Below are 13,369 nucleotides of genomic sequence, written 5' to 3'. Positions count from 1 at the left end.
TCATGTCCAATTCTATTGAATTACGCAAAAATATGCCTTTGCTAGCTGCCAATGAAGGCGTCTGGGAGGGCATTTACCGCTATTATGACGCGGTAACCGGGGAACTGACCGATGCGCACAAATCACGATTGATTTGCCGGATTCCCGAGGATGGCAAGCCATCTGACTATCATCAGACCAATTATTATTTCTGGGCCGACGGGAAATCCGAAACGCGCGAGTTTCCGGCCAATTACCGCGACGGCCGGATCTGGTGGGACAATGATCTGATCAAGGGTTGGGCCGCCGCAATGCAGCCGGACGACAATAATCTGTCAACCTGTCTGAACTGGGTCCGCAAGGGACAGGACAATGTCTATCTTTATGAAATGATCCAGGTCGACGAAGCCGTCAAAAACCGGGCCCGGACCTGGCAGTGGTTCCGCGATGGCGTTTGCTTCATGCGCACCTTGATCGATGAAAAATTCGTTACCGCCGATTGGCAGAACTGGACGGATTTCGAAGAACCCAAGAATATCAGTTTCTAAAATCCAGCCAGCGGGATGCTGCAGATCGAGACTATCGGAACCGGTGGAACTCGGTCTGCAATTCTCCGCCCTTGATGGCAACAGCGCCGGAGCAGCAATTCATAGCGCTGAAGGGTCCCTGTCCGGACCCGTTCTGGCGTCCGGCGGTGGACAAAGGCCAAAGTCAGATGTCGCGCAATTCCTTGCTGACTTCCGACAGTGCCGGTTCATTTTCCTTTAACGCTTCAGCCGCCTGATGCGGCCCCCGCATCACGCGAAAAATAAACTCGCGTGTCAGCATGCCTCGTTCGAGGGCTTGCTCCTGATCGGGAACGAAAGCCTCTATGTCCGACCGCTCAATACAGCCCTGGCTGTCCAGCAACCGCTCTACCGTATCCAGCCGTTCGCGCACGACCGAAACTTCACCGACCAGCGCCATCAACATCGAAAGCATCAATTCGTCCTGGCCATTGTCAAAATAGTCCGGCCGCTTGCCTTTGGCTTTTCTGTTGGCCAGCGCCATCCAGTCCAATGGGGATTCACTCATCTGTTCACGCTCCGCCGTTGCGATTGCCGTTTACCATTTGTCCGAGGCGCGAAAGATCTTTCCCGAGCCGGCCATTTCTAATCAGCCGTTATCGTCTGATGCGGGTTGAAACAGAATATCCTTGCCCTTCAATGCTCGCACGACGGCCAAAAGGCGATTTCGAGATCGCCCGCTATTGGCTTGCCTCCTAGGACAAATTTCACGTGGTCAGAATCCGGATAAGGAAACAATATGCGCATCATCTGTCTGTTCAACCTGAAGCAAGGCGTCGACATTGCCGAATATGAGCAATGGGCCAAAAACCGCGACATCCCGGCAGTCAATGCGCTTCACTCGGTAACGTCTTTCAGCGTCCTACGCGCGACCGGCCTGTTCGGCAGCGATGGGCAATCCCCTTATGAATATCTCGAAATTATCGATATCACGGGCCTGGACGCATTTGTCGATGACGTATCCGATCCGGCATTCGCAGCGCTCGCAAAACCATTTCAGGACTATGCCGACAACCCCACTTTCATATTGACGGAAAGCCTTTGACCATGCGTTTCACGGGAAAAACTATCGTCGTCACCGGCTCGGGCAAGGAAAAGGGACTGGGCCAGGGCATTTTGCAACGCTTCGCCGATGAAGGAGCCAATTGTGTGGTCTCTGACATCAGGGTCGATGAAGAAACCCATAAGGTTGCCGAGGAATTGCAATCGCGGGGGGCGAAGACCGCCATCGTTCCCTGCGATGTCAGCGACGCCACAGCCTGTAACCGCCTGGTATCCGAGACAGTGGATGCGTTCGGTGGCATCGACATCATGGTCAACAATGCCGGAATCGGCTTTATGATGGAACCATTGCTCGACGTTACACCCGAGAACTGGGCCAAAGTCATTGGAGTCAATTTGTCGGGTGCATTCTATTGCACACAGGCAGCGGCCAGGGCGATGATCGATCAGGGGCGCGGCGGCCGGATCATCAATATAGCCAGTCAGGCCGCCAAGAGCGGATTCACCCATCTTGCCGCCTATGTCAGCTCAAAACACGGAATGGTCGGACTAACCCGTGCCAGCGCGATCGAACTCGCATCAAGCGGCATTACCGTGAACGCTGTCTGTCCCAATCATGTCACTACCGCGCTGGGGGCAGAGCAAAATGCATATTTCTCAAAGCTGCTCGGTTTCGAGACGGTAGAGGCCTATCTCGCGAACATGGCTGCAAAAAACCCTTCCGGCCGTCCGGGCCTGCCCAGCGATACGGCGTCGGTCTGTGCATGGCTGGCGAGCGATGATGCGCAATATATGACGGGCGAGGCCCTGAATATCTCGGGTGGTGAAGAGATGCATTAGCTGATGCCACTTTCCGTGCCCGCGGAAGCAAAACCCCGGAGAGAAGCGAATAATGTCACACTCCCGTTGCGGACGGTCATCACACAGGCGATGGAGGGTCCCGCGCGACAACCAGTCTGTTGGGCGGCAGCGTGATTTGCTCGGGGTCGGGCGAAAAATCGGAAGTTGCACCGCCGGTCAGCGCAGCATCGTAGCAGCCGCTGCGTTTAGACAGGCGATGCCGCTTTGCCTGACAGATAAAGGCTGATGTTCAATGACACATATAATCACCCACGGCAGCATTCTGGGCGGCATTGTCACCACGCCCGATATGGATGGCGCTCTTTTCGACTATTGTGTCCATCTCGGATTGAAGCTTATTGAAGACCGTATTGTCTCGGCAGAGGAATCTGTCAGCTGGTCAGCGCCCGGTATTTTGGGCCGCCGAATCGCAACCTTGCAGCCGCAAAGTGGCGCGGAATGCTTCATTAGACTGGTGGAGCAACCGGTCCCTGCCAAATTCAAACCGACAACCAGCTTCGGCTGGGCAGCATATGAGCTGAGCGTGCAGGACGTCTTTGGTTGGCCAGCCAGACTGGAAAAGTCCGGCTTCAATATCATCGGCCCTCCCAGAACGATTCCAAGCCTGCCCTATTTCGTGCCGATGCAAGTGACCGGCCGTGGCGGCGAAATGCTATATTTGAACGAAGTCCATGAGAACACACCAACCAGCGATCTGCCCAAGGCGGAATCCCTCACTGATCAGATCTTCATCGTCATTTTGGCAACCGGAAATCTCGATTCCGCGTTGCAATGGTATCAGCAACGCCTGCATCTCGATCTGGGTGACAGTCACGAGATCAACTATACCATGATCAACAAGGCCTTTGGCTTTGAAGACGGCACGCAGCACCGATTGACGATGGTGCAGGCCGGGCGTCTGCCAATCGTCGAAATCGATGCCTATCCGGCCGCAGCGACCGAACGACCGGTACAGAATGGCATGCTGCCCCCGGGGAACAGTCTGGTGACGCTGGCAATCAACGAACTGGACACGCTCGATATCGAATGGATCGCACGTCCGCGGCAGCGCAGCGGACCTATATATCAGGACCGTCGTGTCGGCACCACGATCGGCCCTGCAGGCGAACTCCTGGAGCTCGTTGAAATCACCTGAAATTACAGTCTATTCGCCCTCCTTCCGGGCCGGGCGCAATCACAGGCAAATCCGCGAGAAATCAGGCGGTGGCCGAGACCATCCAGACCTTGCCCTTCATCATCACGCCTTCGCCGGCTATATGATATTTCGCGAACAGGTCGGCCAGTTCCTTGCTGGCGGCTTCGATGACGGCCGCGCCCTTGTCGGCCAGCGCGCGACCGACGGCCATGGATGCGAAGGCAAATTCAACGGCCTTCTCCGGCGTTGCGCCGATCCCGCCGACCGGCTGAAGCGCTTCATAGCTGGCGACGTCGACATTGGTGAAACCGCTGCCGGCCAGAATCTCGCCGAGATAGTCCAGATCTTCAAAGGCAAACGGCCCCGGCGCGCGCGGCACCGCTGGCGGAATTTCGACATGGTTCCTGACAACGCCCATCATTTCCATCATCCAGAGATTGTCACGCGGCGGGCCCCAGACCGCCAGATCGATCCGCCCACCCTCGCGCAGCAGACCATGGAGATTCCGGAATGCGGAAACCGGGTCGTCAAAAAACATGCTGCCGAAGCGAGAGAAAAGCCGGTCGTAAGGCGCGTCCGCCAGTTGAACCGTAGCGGCGTCGGCACAGGTAAAGGCGATATTCCCGGCACCGGAATTGTCTGCCCGTTCCTGCGCTGCGGCGATGAGATCGGGTGAAATATCAAGGCCCATGACATTGCCGGATGGCGCGACCGCATCGGCGATCGCCAGCGTTGTGGCACCGCCGCCGCATCCCAGATCGATCACTGTCGTCCCATCCTGATAGTCTGCGCGCGCCAGCAGGGCTTCGCCTATCGGTGCGATCATCTGCTCGAACAGCGAAAGATTGGCCAGCCATTTCAGTCCCATTTCACCGGCCCAGTCTTCCGGTTTCAGTTCTTCCGGCTTATCGCCCGGAGCGGTGGCTTCATCGCCCATGCTGCTATCCCTTCATGCTATAATATTTTCGCGAAACCCGCCGTTCCTGTGCCGGTTTCTGCCTTTTTTACCGGCGTGCCAGTCTTCGTTACAGCTTCGAATATCTGCTGTGGATCGGGATCATCGGTCAGCAGAGCCTCCATCGTCCGCACACAGAGGCGCGAGGCATCATCGGCAAGATCATACCAGATCTGCTTGCCCTCGCGGCGGGTTTTCACGACATCCGCCTGCCGCAAGGCAGCGAGCTGCTGGCTGAGTGCCGGCTGGCCGATGCCCGTCGCGGCATCGATTTCGCTGACGCTGCGTTCGCCGCGCAGCAGAAAGGACAGGATCATCAGCCGCTGCGGCTGCGCGAAGATTTTCAGCTTCTCGGTCGCGGCATCGGCGCGGTCTCGGCTTTCGTAAATGGCCGTCACGGGGCTTTCACTTTTCGGCAGAACCAGTCATCCTCCCGGTCGATATCCGTCGGCGACAGCGGCGGTATCTGCAGCACATCATCGCCGGGCTGCCACCCTTCCGGAACCAGGACATCCGCCTTGTCGGCAAGTTGCAGGGCGGCAAGCAGGCGCACCATCTCGTCAACCGAACGTCCGACATTGTGCGGATAGCAGGTGGACGCGCGGATCACGCCCTCCGGATCGATAAAATAGCTCGCGCGCATCGCGGCGGAATCGGCGGCGGTTTCATCTATCATCCCGAAAGCGCGGCCGACCGCCATGCTCGGGTCCTCGACAATCGGAAAAGGGATGTTGACCCCGAACCTGTCCTCGATCGCCCGGACCCAGGCGAGATGGGAATAGAGGCTGTCCACCGACAGGCCCAGCAAGGCGCAGTCCATCGCTTCAAACTGGTCCTGATGACGGGCGAGGGCAACGAATTCTGTGGTGCAGACCGGCGTGAAATCGGCGGGATGAGAAAAGAAGATCAACCACCGGCCGCGATAATCGGACAATTTTGCCGGACCATGGGTTGTGCGCGCCTGAAAGTCCGGGGCGACATCCCCGATACGCAATGATCCTGACTTTATCTGCAACGCGTCTGACATTTATTTCACCTCTCGCCGGAATTGGCAGCCTTGGCATATTGACGCAACACATATAATGTATTACATAGTTTATGTAAATATGAATTTGAGGAATTACCTATGACTGATTCGGCACTGATTCATGCAACAGATCAAATTTCCCGCGCGCAGCGGCACATCCCCGTTATCAAGGCTTTTTTCGACCAGCCGACCTTCACGGTGACCTATGTCGTGCACGACAAGGAGACGAAATGCGCCGCCATCATCGACAGCGTATTCGATTTCGACCCGGCTTCCGGCCGGACTTCCTTCGAGTCCGCCGACGAGGTGATTGCCTATGTCGAGGAGCAGGGCCTGACGGTCCAGTGGCTGCTCGAAACCCATGCCCATGCCGACCATCTGTCGGCTGCGCCCTATCTGCAGGAGAAGCTCGGCGGCAAGATTGCCATTGGCGAGCATATCGTGACGGTACAGGACGTTTTCGGCAAATTGTTCAATGCCGGAACCGAGTTCCAGCGCGACGGATCGGATTTTGACCGGCTGTTCGCTGATGGCGATACGTTCAAGATCGGCAATCTCGATGTAACGGTGATGCACGTGCCCGGCCATACGCCGGCGGATATTGCTTATGTCGTCGGCGATGCGGTCTTTGTCGGCGACACGATGTTCATGCCGGACTACGGGACCGCCCGGGCCGATTTCCCCGGTGGTGACGCTCGCCAGCTTTACCGGTCGATGCGGCGCCTGTTGTCGTTGCCCGAAACCACCCGCCTGTTCATGTGCCACGACTATCTGCCGGAGGGTCGCGACGAATATGTGTGGGAAACCACCGTGGCGGAACAGCGGAAGCATAATATCCATGCCCATGACGGCGTGACCGAGGATGAATTTGTCAAAATGCGGACCGAACGCGACAAGACGCTGAATATGCCGCGGCTGATCCTGCCCTCGGTACAGGTCAACATGCGGGCCGGCCATCTGCCGCCCGAGGAAGACAATGGCGTGCGCTACCTCAAAGTTCCGTTGAACGGCGTCTGATGCTCGCAACCTTTCCCCATGCCATGCCGCTGGAGGGCCTCATCGGCGGACTGATGATCGGTGTCGCCGCCGCCGTGATGCTGCTTGGCCTCGGTCGTATCGCCGGGGTCAGCGGACTGGCGGCGCGCGCCACCGGCATTGCCGACAGCGGTGCGCCGCGTGGCATAGCCATCGCCTTTGTTATCGGCCTACCGCTGGGAGCCTTCATAATCGCCCAGCTCACCGGCGGGATCGAGACCCGCTTTCCGCCCTCGGTCATTCCGCTGGTCATCGGCGGCCTGCTGGTCGGCTATGGCACGCGGCTTGGTTCGGGGTGCACCAGCGGCCACGGTGTCTGCGGCATGTCGCGCCTGTCCCCGCGCTCCTTGATCGCCACGGCCATCTTCATGGCCAGCGGCTTTGTCACGGTCGCGCTGATGCGCGCAGGAGGCTTGCTATGAAGCAGATTTTGATAGCCCTTTTTGCCGGAGCCCTGTTCGGTGCGGGTCTGGCCTTCTCGGGCATGGCCGATCCGGCGCGGGTCCGGGGCTTTCTCGATCTCTTCGGTCGCTGGGACCCGACCCTCGCCTTTGTCATGGGTGGCGCGATGATCCCGATGGCGATTGCCTGGATCCTCCAGCGGCGGCTCGACAAACCCTTTGCCGACGCGCATTTCTCGCTGCCCGGCACCACGCTGATCGACCGTAAACTGACCATCGGCGCGGTGCTGTTCGGCACCGGCTGGGGAATCAGCGGCCTTTGCCCGGGACCGGGTCTGGCCGATCTGGCGATCAACCCCCTGCCCGCCCTGGCCTTCGTGGGCGCATTGCTGGCGGGCATGATCGCGCATCGGGCGACAAGTTAAGCAGAGACACGATAATGAAGGATGTCCAATGACGAGCAAGCCAGAAGTCACGAAGTTGAACGACGCCGTTAGCGTATCGCCGCAATTGGAGCTCAGCGATGTCACGGCATTGGCGAAAGCCGGTTTCAAAGCGATCATCTGCAACCGGCCCGACGAGGAAGAAGGCGACCATCCCGGTTCTGCCGCCGTGGCGGAGGCCGCGAAAAAGGCTGGCCTGCAGTTCGCATATGTCCCGGCCGTGTCAGGCGCGATCACCGATCAGGACGGCGAGAAAATGGCCGCAGCGCTGGCTGGCCTGCCCGCTCCCGTCCTCGCATATTGCCGTTCCGGTACCCGGTCGACAAAACTGACAGAGATGGCGCAGGCCAAAACAGAGAAAACTCCATCAAAATCCAGCCGCTTCAACGTCGTCATCGTCGGCGGCGGATCGGCTGGGATTGCAACCGCCGCCAGCATGCTCAAGCGGAACAAGACTATCTCGCTCGCGATCATCGACCCGTCCGACGACCATTATTACCAGCCCGGCTGGACCATGGTGGGCGGCGGCGCCTTTTCCGCTGAATTCACTCATCGCAAGGAAAAGGACCTGATCCCGGCCCGCGCGCAGTGGATCCAGTCGGCCGTCCGTTCCTTCGATCCCGAGAATAACGCGGTCCACACCGCCGACGGACAGCAAATCGGCTATGAAGTGCTGATCGTTTGTCCGGGTATCGAGCTGGACTGGGAGGCGATTGACGGCCTGACCGGGACACTCGGCCAAAACGGTGTCACGTCCAATTACCGCTTCGATCTCGCGCCCTATACCTATCGGCTGGTCAAGGACATGACCGGCGGGACCGCTCTGTTCACCCAACCGCCGATGCCGATCAAATGCGCGGGGGCGCCGCAGAAGGCGATGTATCTGTCCTGCAGCAAGTGGGAAAAACAGGGCGTGCTGGGCGATATCGATGTGCAGTTCCACAACACCGGCGCGGCGCTGTTCGGCGTGAAGGAATATGTGCCGGCGTTGATGGAATATATTGATCGATATAATGCCCATCTCAACCTCGAATCGCAGCTGGTCGCGGTCGACGGACCGGCACGGATTGCCACTTTCGAACAGAAGCGTGGCGACACAACCAAACGCGTCGAAGTGAAATTCGATATGCTCCATGTGGTACCGCCGCAGCGGGCTCCCGGCTTTGTCCGGTCCAGCCCGCTGGCCGCCGACAGCGGTTTTGTCGAAGTTGATCCCGCCACGTTACGACACACGAAATATACCAATATATTTTCGCTCGGCGATGCCTGTAACGCGCCCAATGCCAAGACCATGGCCGCCGTGCGCAAACAGGCCCCGGTGGTTGCCGTCAACGCGCTTGCCGCACTGGAGGGCAAGCCGCCGATTGCCGACTATAATGGCTATGGCAGCTGCCCGCTGACGGTCGAGCGCGGCAAGGTGGTGCTCGCCGAATTCGGCTATGGCGGCAAATTGCTGCCGAGTTTCCCCAACTGGCTGATCGACGGTACAAGGCCCTCGCGATTGTCCTGGCTGCTCAAGGACACGATCCTGCCGCCGGTCTACTGGCACGGCATGCTCAAGGGCCGCGAATGGATGGTCAAGCCGCACCGGATTGGTGCGGACTAAGACGGTCCCATGAAAATCGCCCGCTATTTGCCGATCCTCGATTGGGGCAGCCGCTATAACAGCACAACGCTGACCAATGACGGCGTCGCCGCGATCATCGTCACGATCATGCTGATCCCGCAGAGCCTGGCCTATGCCATGCTTGCGGGACTGCCGCCCGAAATCGGCCTCTATGCCTCGATTCTGCCGCTAATCGCCTATGCGATATTCGGGACCAGCCGGACCTTGGCGGTCGGACCGGTGGCGGTGGTGTCGCTGATGACCCTGACCGCCGCCAGCGCCATTGCGCCTCCCGGCAGCGCCGACTTCATTGCCGCCGCTCTGGTACTGGCGCTGCTGTCGGGCCTGTTCCTCCTGCTTCTCGGCATATTCAAGCTCGGCTTTCTCGCCAATCTGCTCTCCCATCCGGTGGTGTCGGGTTTCATCACCGCCAGCGGCATCATCATCGCTACCAGCCAGCTGAAATCGATTTTCGGGATCAAGGCGAGCGGCGCGGCCATGCCCGAACTGCTGTCCAGCATTGCCGCAACAATCGGCACCACCAATATCCCGACCTTGATCATCGGCATCTCGGCGACCGCCTTTCTCTTCTGGGTCCGCAAGGGACTGAAGCCGCTGCTGATGCGGATCGGCATTCCCGCGCGTCCGGCGGAGCTGCTGGCCAAGGCCGGGCCGATTGCCGCCGTTGCTGTTTCGACCATCGCCACGATATTGTTCGATCTGGAGGCCAAGGGAGTCAGCGTGGTGGGCGATATTCCGCAGAGCCTGCCGCCCTTCTCGGTTCCGCTGCTCGATCTGGAGCTTTGGAAAACGCTGGCGATACCGGCGTTGCTGCTCAGCATCATCGGCTTTGTCGAATCCGTGTCGGTCGGCCAGACCTTGGCCGCCAAGCGCCGCCAGCGCATCGACCCGGATCAGGAACTGATCGGTCTCGGTGCCGCCAATATCTCGGCAGCTTTTTCCGGCGGCTATCCGGTCACCGGCGGCTTTGCCCGCTCGGTGGTGAATTTTGATGCCGGAGCCGAAACGCCCGCCGCAGGAGCCTTCACCGCGGTCGGCATCGCATTGGCAGCGCTGTTTCTTACGCCGCTGCTCGCTTCCCTTCCCATCGCCACGCTGGCCGCAACCATCATCGTGGCTGTGCTCAGCCTGGTCGACTTCAAGACGCCGCGGACGATCTGGCGCTATTCGAAAATGGATTTTGCCGCCATGGCAGCGACCATCATTGTCACTCTGCTCGCCGGCGTCGAGCCGGGCGTCATCGCGGGGGTCGGCCTGAGCCTCGCGCTGTTCCTGTGGCGCAGCTCGCGGCCCCATGCCGCCATCGTCGGCCGGGTCCCCGAGACCGAGCATTTCCGCAACGTCAACCGGCACAAGGTGTTCACCGATCCCCGCATCCTGACCATCCGGATCGACGAGAGCCTGACCTATCTCAACGCGCGCTGGCTCGAGGAATTCATCCTCGAACAGGTCGCCGAGCAGAAAAGCGTCCGCCACGTCATCCTGATGTGCTCGGCGGTCAACGCGATCGATGCCTCCGCGCTGGAAAGCATCGAGGCGATCAACCACCGTCTGGCGGACGGCGGCATCTCGCTGCATCTCTCGGAGGTCAAGGGACCGGTGATGGACGCGCTGAAGCGCTCGCATTTTCTCGAGCAGCTCTCCGGGCAGGTTTTTCTTTCGCAGAACGAAGCTTATACTGCGATTATTGCAATTGCGGAAAACGAAGATAACGCCGACACTGATATTGATATTTGGAAGGCAAGAGGCCTGATATGATCGACAATGAACTCGCAATTCTTCTGGCGCGTGTGCAATTCGCCTTCACCGTCAGTTTCCACTTCCTGTTTCCCGCTTTCACCATCGGCATCGCCAGCTATCTCGCGGTGCTGGAAGGATTGTGGCTGAAAACCGACAAGGGCGTCTACGCCAATCTCTACCGCTACTGGCTGAAGATTTTCGCCGTCGTCTTCGCCATGGGCGTGGTCTCGGGAATCGTCATGTCCTACCAGTTCGGCACCAACTGGTCGGTCTTCTCCGACAAGGCCGGGCCTATCATCGGCCCCCTCATGGCCTATGAAGTGCTGACCGCCTTTTTCCTCGAAGCCGGTTTTCTCGGGGTCATGCTGTTCGGGATCAACAAGGTCGGCCGCAAGCTGCATTTCGTCGCGACGCTGGCCGTTGCCATCGGCACCTTCATCTCCGCCTTCTGGATCCTGTCGGTGAACAGCTGGATGCAGACGCCGGTCGGCTATGCGATCAATGATGTCGGCCAGTTCGTGCCCGCGGCAGGCTGGTGGGACATCGTCTGGAACCCCAGCTTCCCCTACCGCCTGGTGCACACGGTGCTGGCCGCCTATCTGACCACCGCCTTTGCGGTCGGCGCGGTCGGGGCCTGGCATCTGCTGAAAGACAAGACCAACCCTGGCGCGCGCAAAATGTTCTCCATGGCGATGTGGATGGCGGCGCTGGTGGCACCGACCCAAATATTCATGGGCGACCTGCACGGCCTCAACACGCTGGAGCATCAGCCGGCCAAGGTCATGGCGATGGAAGGCCATTATGACAGCCATCCCGATGGTGCGCCGCTGATCCTGTTCGGCATTCCCAACAGCGAGGAGAAACGGGTTGACTATGCTATCGAGATACCCAAGGCCTCGTCGCTGATCCTCAAGCATGATCTCAATGCGCCGCTGGCCGGGCTGGACACGATTCCCGAAGCCGACCAGCCACCCGTCGGTATCGTCTTCTGGGCGTTCCGGATCATGGTCGGTCTCGGCTTTGCCATGCTCGGCATCGGTCTGTGGAGCCTGCTCGCCCGGACGCGCAAGAAGCTCTATGACTGGACCTGGCTGCACCGCGCCGCGCTGGTGATGGGGCCGTCGGGCTTCATCGCCGTGCTCGCCGGCTGGGTGACGACGGAAGTCGGTCGCCAGCCGTTCACCATCTATGGCCTGCTGCGGACCAGCGAGAGCGCCGCGCCTCTGGACGCACCGGCCGTCGCTATGTCCCTGCTCGCCTTTGTCGTGGTCTATTTCATCGTCTTCGGCGCCGGCATCGTCTACATCTTCAAGCTGGCGGCGAAAACGCCCGAGGCACACGAACCGGCGCCCGACGACGCGCCGATCCGTTCGGCCGGCATCACCCCGGCGGCGGCAGTGCTCGAAGGGGATCATGAGGAAGGAGCAGCGTCATGAACGGGTTCGACCTGACTGTCATCTGGGCGGGCATCATCGCCTTTGCCGTGGTTGTCTATGTGATCATGGATGGCTTTGATCTCGGCATCGGCATCTTGTTTCCCAATTTCAAGGTGGGAACGGACCGCGACACGGCGATGAACAGCATCGCGCCGGTCTGGGACGGCAATGAGACCTGGCTGGTGCTTGGAGGAGGCGGACTTTTGGCGGCTTTCCCGCTCGCCTATGCGATCATCCTGCCAGCGCTCTACGCGCCTTTGATCGCCATGCTGCTGGGTTTGGTCCTGCGCGGCGTGGCCTTCGAGTTCCGCTGGCGCGATCCGTCGCACCGGGCGCGCTGGGACTTCGCCTTTACCGCCGGATCGGTGATCGCGACCTTTGCCCAGGGCGTCACCCTCGGCGCCCTCTTGCAGGGCATCACCGTCGAAGGCCGCGCTTACGCCGGCGGCTGGTGGGAATGGCTGACCCCGTTCAGCATATTGACCGGCTTTGCCCTGCTGGCCGGCTATGCGCTGCTCGGCTGCTGCTGGCTGATCTGGAAGACCGAAGGCGCGCTGCAGCGCCAGTGCTACAGCTATGCTGGCCGGCTCGGCATCTTGCTGTTGATCGCCATCATCGCGGTCAGCGCCGCCACGCCCTTTCTCGAGGAAGAATATTACAGCCGCTGGCTCGCCTATCCCGGCGTTATCGCCACCGCGCAGATCCCGCTGGCGACGCTGGTCATTTCAGTGCTCTATTTCCGCAGCCTGTCAAAAAAGCAGGAAGCCGCGCCCTTTTTCTATGCGCTGGGTCTGTTCGGCCTGAGCCTGGTCGGCCTTGGCGTGTCGATGTGGCCCGACGTCATTCCCGGCCGGATCACCATCTGGGAAGCGGCGGCTCCCTACGAAAGCCAGCTGTTCATGCTGGTCGGCGCGGGCATCATGGTTCCGGTCATTCTCGCCTACACCGCTTGGGCCTATTGGGTGTTCCGCGGCAAGGTCGGATCGGACGGTTACCATTAATGGCTTTTGATCCGCTCTCTACCGACGGCAAAAGCGCCGACGGCGCGCCCTTGCCCAAGCGCCTGCTCTGGATGCTCGCCTATTGGGCAATGGGGGTGCTGGCCGTCGGTACGGTCGGCTATTTCATCCGCTTCTGGATAAAGACCTGACGCATCGTCGGG

At 59.8% G+C, this 13,369-nt stretch carries 16 protein-coding genes; 12 read left to right on the top strand and 4 right to left on the bottom strand.

The window, feature by feature from the left end; all coding sequences use genetic code 11:
* Positions 1–2 precede the first annotated feature (2 nt).
* On the top strand, positions 3–527 hold the full coding sequence (locus ACHZCJ_RS11430) for a DUF3598 domain-containing protein (RefSeq protein WP_159646885.1): 525 nt from the start codon (positions 3–5) through the stop codon (positions 525–527).
* Between the two features lie 163 nt (positions 528–690).
* On the opposite strand, the gene ACHZCJ_RS11425 is transcribed toward ACHZCJ_RS11430, so the two are convergent.
* Complete coding sequence (locus tag ACHZCJ_RS11425; protein ID WP_159646883.1) at positions 691–1,053, bottom strand: hypothetical protein; 363 nt, start codon at positions 1,051–1,053, stop codon at positions 691–693.
* A gap of 231 nt (positions 1,054–1,284) precedes the next feature.
* Between ACHZCJ_RS11425 and ACHZCJ_RS11420 the strand changes: the two genes are divergently transcribed.
* The 3 genes from ACHZCJ_RS11420 (at position 1,285) to ACHZCJ_RS11410 (ending at position 3,543) form a co-directional block, all read left to right on the top strand.
* Positions 1,285–1,590, top strand: a complete 306-nt coding sequence (locus ACHZCJ_RS11420; RefSeq protein WP_321326528.1) for an REDY-like protein HapK — start codon at positions 1,285–1,287, stop codon at positions 1,588–1,590.
* A gap of 2 nt (positions 1,591–1,592) precedes the next feature.
* Complete coding sequence (locus ACHZCJ_RS11415; RefSeq protein ID WP_321326526.1) at positions 1,593–2,387, top strand: SDR family NAD(P)-dependent oxidoreductase; 795 nt, start codon at positions 1,593–1,595, stop codon at positions 2,385–2,387.
* A gap of 253 nt (positions 2,388–2,640) precedes the next feature.
* Positions 2,641–3,543, top strand: coding sequence for a hypothetical protein (locus ACHZCJ_RS11410; RefSeq protein ID WP_321326524.1), 903 nt, complete (start codon positions 2,641–2,643; stop codon positions 3,541–3,543).
* 61 nt (positions 3,544–3,604) lie between these two features.
* Here the strand turns inward: ACHZCJ_RS11410 and ACHZCJ_RS11405 are convergent, their stop codons facing one another.
* Genes ACHZCJ_RS11405 through ACHZCJ_RS11395 form a run of 3 tightly spaced genes read right to left on the bottom strand, consistent with a single transcriptional unit; the run spans position 3,605 to position 5,525 of the window.
* Positions 3,605–4,480, bottom strand: a complete 876-nt coding sequence (locus tag ACHZCJ_RS11405) for a methyltransferase domain-containing protein (protein ID WP_321326522.1) — start codon at positions 4,478–4,480, stop codon at positions 3,605–3,607.
* A gap of 17 nt (positions 4,481–4,497) precedes the next feature.
* Positions 4,498–4,896, bottom strand: a complete 399-nt coding sequence (locus tag ACHZCJ_RS11400; RefSeq protein WP_321326520.1) for a metalloregulator ArsR/SmtB family transcription factor — start codon at positions 4,894–4,896, stop codon at positions 4,498–4,500.
* The gene (locus ACHZCJ_RS11395) at positions 4,893–5,525 is read right to left on the bottom strand and encodes a peroxiredoxin (RefSeq protein ID WP_159646873.1); all 633 of its coding nucleotides are present in this window, start codon (positions 5,523–5,525) and stop codon (positions 4,893–4,895) included. The genes ACHZCJ_RS11400 and ACHZCJ_RS11395 overlap by 4 nt, the downstream gene beginning before the upstream one ends.
* 99 nt (positions 5,526–5,624) lie before the next feature.
* Here ACHZCJ_RS11395 and ACHZCJ_RS11390 point away from each other — a divergent pair, with 99 nt between their 5' ends.
* From ACHZCJ_RS11390 to ACHZCJ_RS11355, 8 genes are read left to right on the top strand one after another with little or no spacing between them, the layout of a single operon-like run.
* Positions 5,625–6,542: an MBL fold metallo-hydrolase gene (locus ACHZCJ_RS11390; protein WP_321326518.1), complete on the top strand. Its 918-nt coding sequence runs from the start codon at positions 5,625–5,627 to the stop codon at positions 6,540–6,542.
* Positions 6,542–6,982: a YeeE/YedE thiosulfate transporter family protein gene (locus tag ACHZCJ_RS11385; RefSeq protein WP_321326516.1), complete on the top strand. Its 441-nt coding sequence runs from the start codon at positions 6,542–6,544 to the stop codon at positions 6,980–6,982. The genes ACHZCJ_RS11390 and ACHZCJ_RS11385 overlap by 1 nt, the downstream gene beginning before the upstream one ends.
* Positions 6,979–7,386, top strand: a complete 408-nt coding sequence (locus tag ACHZCJ_RS11380) for a DUF6691 family protein (protein ID WP_321326514.1) — start codon at positions 6,979–6,981, stop codon at positions 7,384–7,386. The genes ACHZCJ_RS11385 and ACHZCJ_RS11380 overlap by 4 nt, the downstream gene beginning before the upstream one ends.
* A gap of 28 nt (positions 7,387–7,414) precedes the next feature.
* Entirely contained in the window at positions 7,415–9,010 is a 1,596-nt protein-coding gene (locus ACHZCJ_RS11375) for a TIGR01244 family sulfur transferase (RefSeq protein WP_321326512.1), read from the top strand.
* 9 nt (positions 9,011–9,019) lie between these two features.
* Entirely contained in the window at positions 9,020–10,789 is a 1,770-nt protein-coding gene (locus ACHZCJ_RS11370; protein WP_321326510.1) for a sulfate permease, read from the top strand.
* Positions 10,786–12,207: a cytochrome ubiquinol oxidase subunit I gene (locus ACHZCJ_RS11365; protein ID WP_321326508.1), complete on the top strand. Its 1,422-nt coding sequence runs from the start codon at positions 10,786–10,788 to the stop codon at positions 12,205–12,207. The genes ACHZCJ_RS11370 and ACHZCJ_RS11365 overlap by 4 nt, the downstream gene beginning before the upstream one ends.
* A complete protein-coding gene (cydB, locus tag ACHZCJ_RS11360; RefSeq protein ID WP_321326506.1) occupies positions 12,204–13,208 on the top strand; it encodes a cytochrome d ubiquinol oxidase subunit II in 1,005 nt (334 codons plus the stop codon). Before ACHZCJ_RS11365 ends, cydB begins: the two co-directional genes overlap by 4 nt.
* Complete coding sequence (locus ACHZCJ_RS11355) at positions 13,208–13,357, top strand: DUF2474 family protein (protein WP_321326503.1); 150 nt, start codon at positions 13,208–13,210, stop codon at positions 13,355–13,357. Before cydB ends, ACHZCJ_RS11355 begins: the two co-directional genes overlap by 1 nt.
* The last annotated feature ends 12 nt before the right edge of the window (positions 13,358–13,369 follow it).

It is taken from the genome of uncultured Parasphingorhabdus sp., from assembly GCF_963677535.2.
Classification (GTDB): Bacteria; Pseudomonadota; Alphaproteobacteria; order Sphingomonadales; family Sphingomonadaceae; genus Parasphingorhabdus.
This window is presented reverse-complemented; position numbering and strand designations above follow the sequence as displayed.

Excerpts from the sequence above, each read along its gene's own strand:
- ACHZCJ_RS11430 (WP_159646885.1), top strand. The coding sequence starts at position 3 with ATGTCCAATTCTATTGAATTACGCAAAAATATGCCTTTGCTAGCTGCC.
- ACHZCJ_RS11425 (WP_159646883.1), bottom strand. The coding sequence starts at position 1,053 with ATGAGTGAATCCCCATTGGACTGGATGGCGCTGGCCAACAGAAAAGCC.
- ACHZCJ_RS11420 (WP_321326528.1), top strand. The coding sequence starts at position 1,285 with ATGCGCATCATCTGTCTGTTCAACCTGAAGCAAGGCGTCGACATTGCC.
- ACHZCJ_RS11415 (WP_321326526.1), top strand. The coding sequence starts at position 1,593 with ATGCGTTTCACGGGAAAAACTATCGTCGTCACCGGCTCGGGCAAGGAA.
- ACHZCJ_RS11410 (WP_321326524.1), top strand. The coding sequence starts at position 2,641 with ATGACACATATAATCACCCACGGCAGCATTCTGGGCGGCATTGTCACC.
- ACHZCJ_RS11405 (WP_321326522.1), bottom strand. The coding sequence starts at position 4,480 with ATGGGCGATGAAGCCACCGCTCCGGGCGATAAGCCGGAAGAACTGAAA.
- ACHZCJ_RS11395 (WP_159646873.1), bottom strand. The coding sequence starts at position 5,525 with ATGTCAGACGCGTTGCAGATAAAGTCAGGATCATTGCGTATCGGGGAT.
- ACHZCJ_RS11390 (WP_321326518.1), top strand. The coding sequence starts at position 5,625 with ATGACTGATTCGGCACTGATTCATGCAACAGATCAAATTTCCCGCGCG.
- ACHZCJ_RS11385 (WP_321326516.1), top strand. The coding sequence starts at position 6,542 with ATGCTCGCAACCTTTCCCCATGCCATGCCGCTGGAGGGCCTCATCGGC.
- ACHZCJ_RS11380 (WP_321326514.1), top strand. The coding sequence starts at position 6,979 with ATGAAGCAGATTTTGATAGCCCTTTTTGCCGGAGCCCTGTTCGGTGCG.
- ACHZCJ_RS11375 (WP_321326512.1), top strand. The coding sequence starts at position 7,415 with ATGACGAGCAAGCCAGAAGTCACGAAGTTGAACGACGCCGTTAGCGTA.
- ACHZCJ_RS11370 (WP_321326510.1), top strand. The coding sequence starts at position 9,020 with ATGAAAATCGCCCGCTATTTGCCGATCCTCGATTGGGGCAGCCGCTAT.
- ACHZCJ_RS11365 (WP_321326508.1), top strand. The coding sequence starts at position 10,786 with ATGATCGACAATGAACTCGCAATTCTTCTGGCGCGTGTGCAATTCGCC.
- cydB (WP_321326506.1), top strand. The coding sequence starts at position 12,204 with ATGAACGGGTTCGACCTGACTGTCATCTGGGCGGGCATCATCGCCTTT.
- ACHZCJ_RS11355 (WP_321326503.1), top strand. The coding sequence starts at position 13,208 with ATGGCTTTTGATCCGCTCTCTACCGACGGCAAAAGCGCCGACGGCGCG.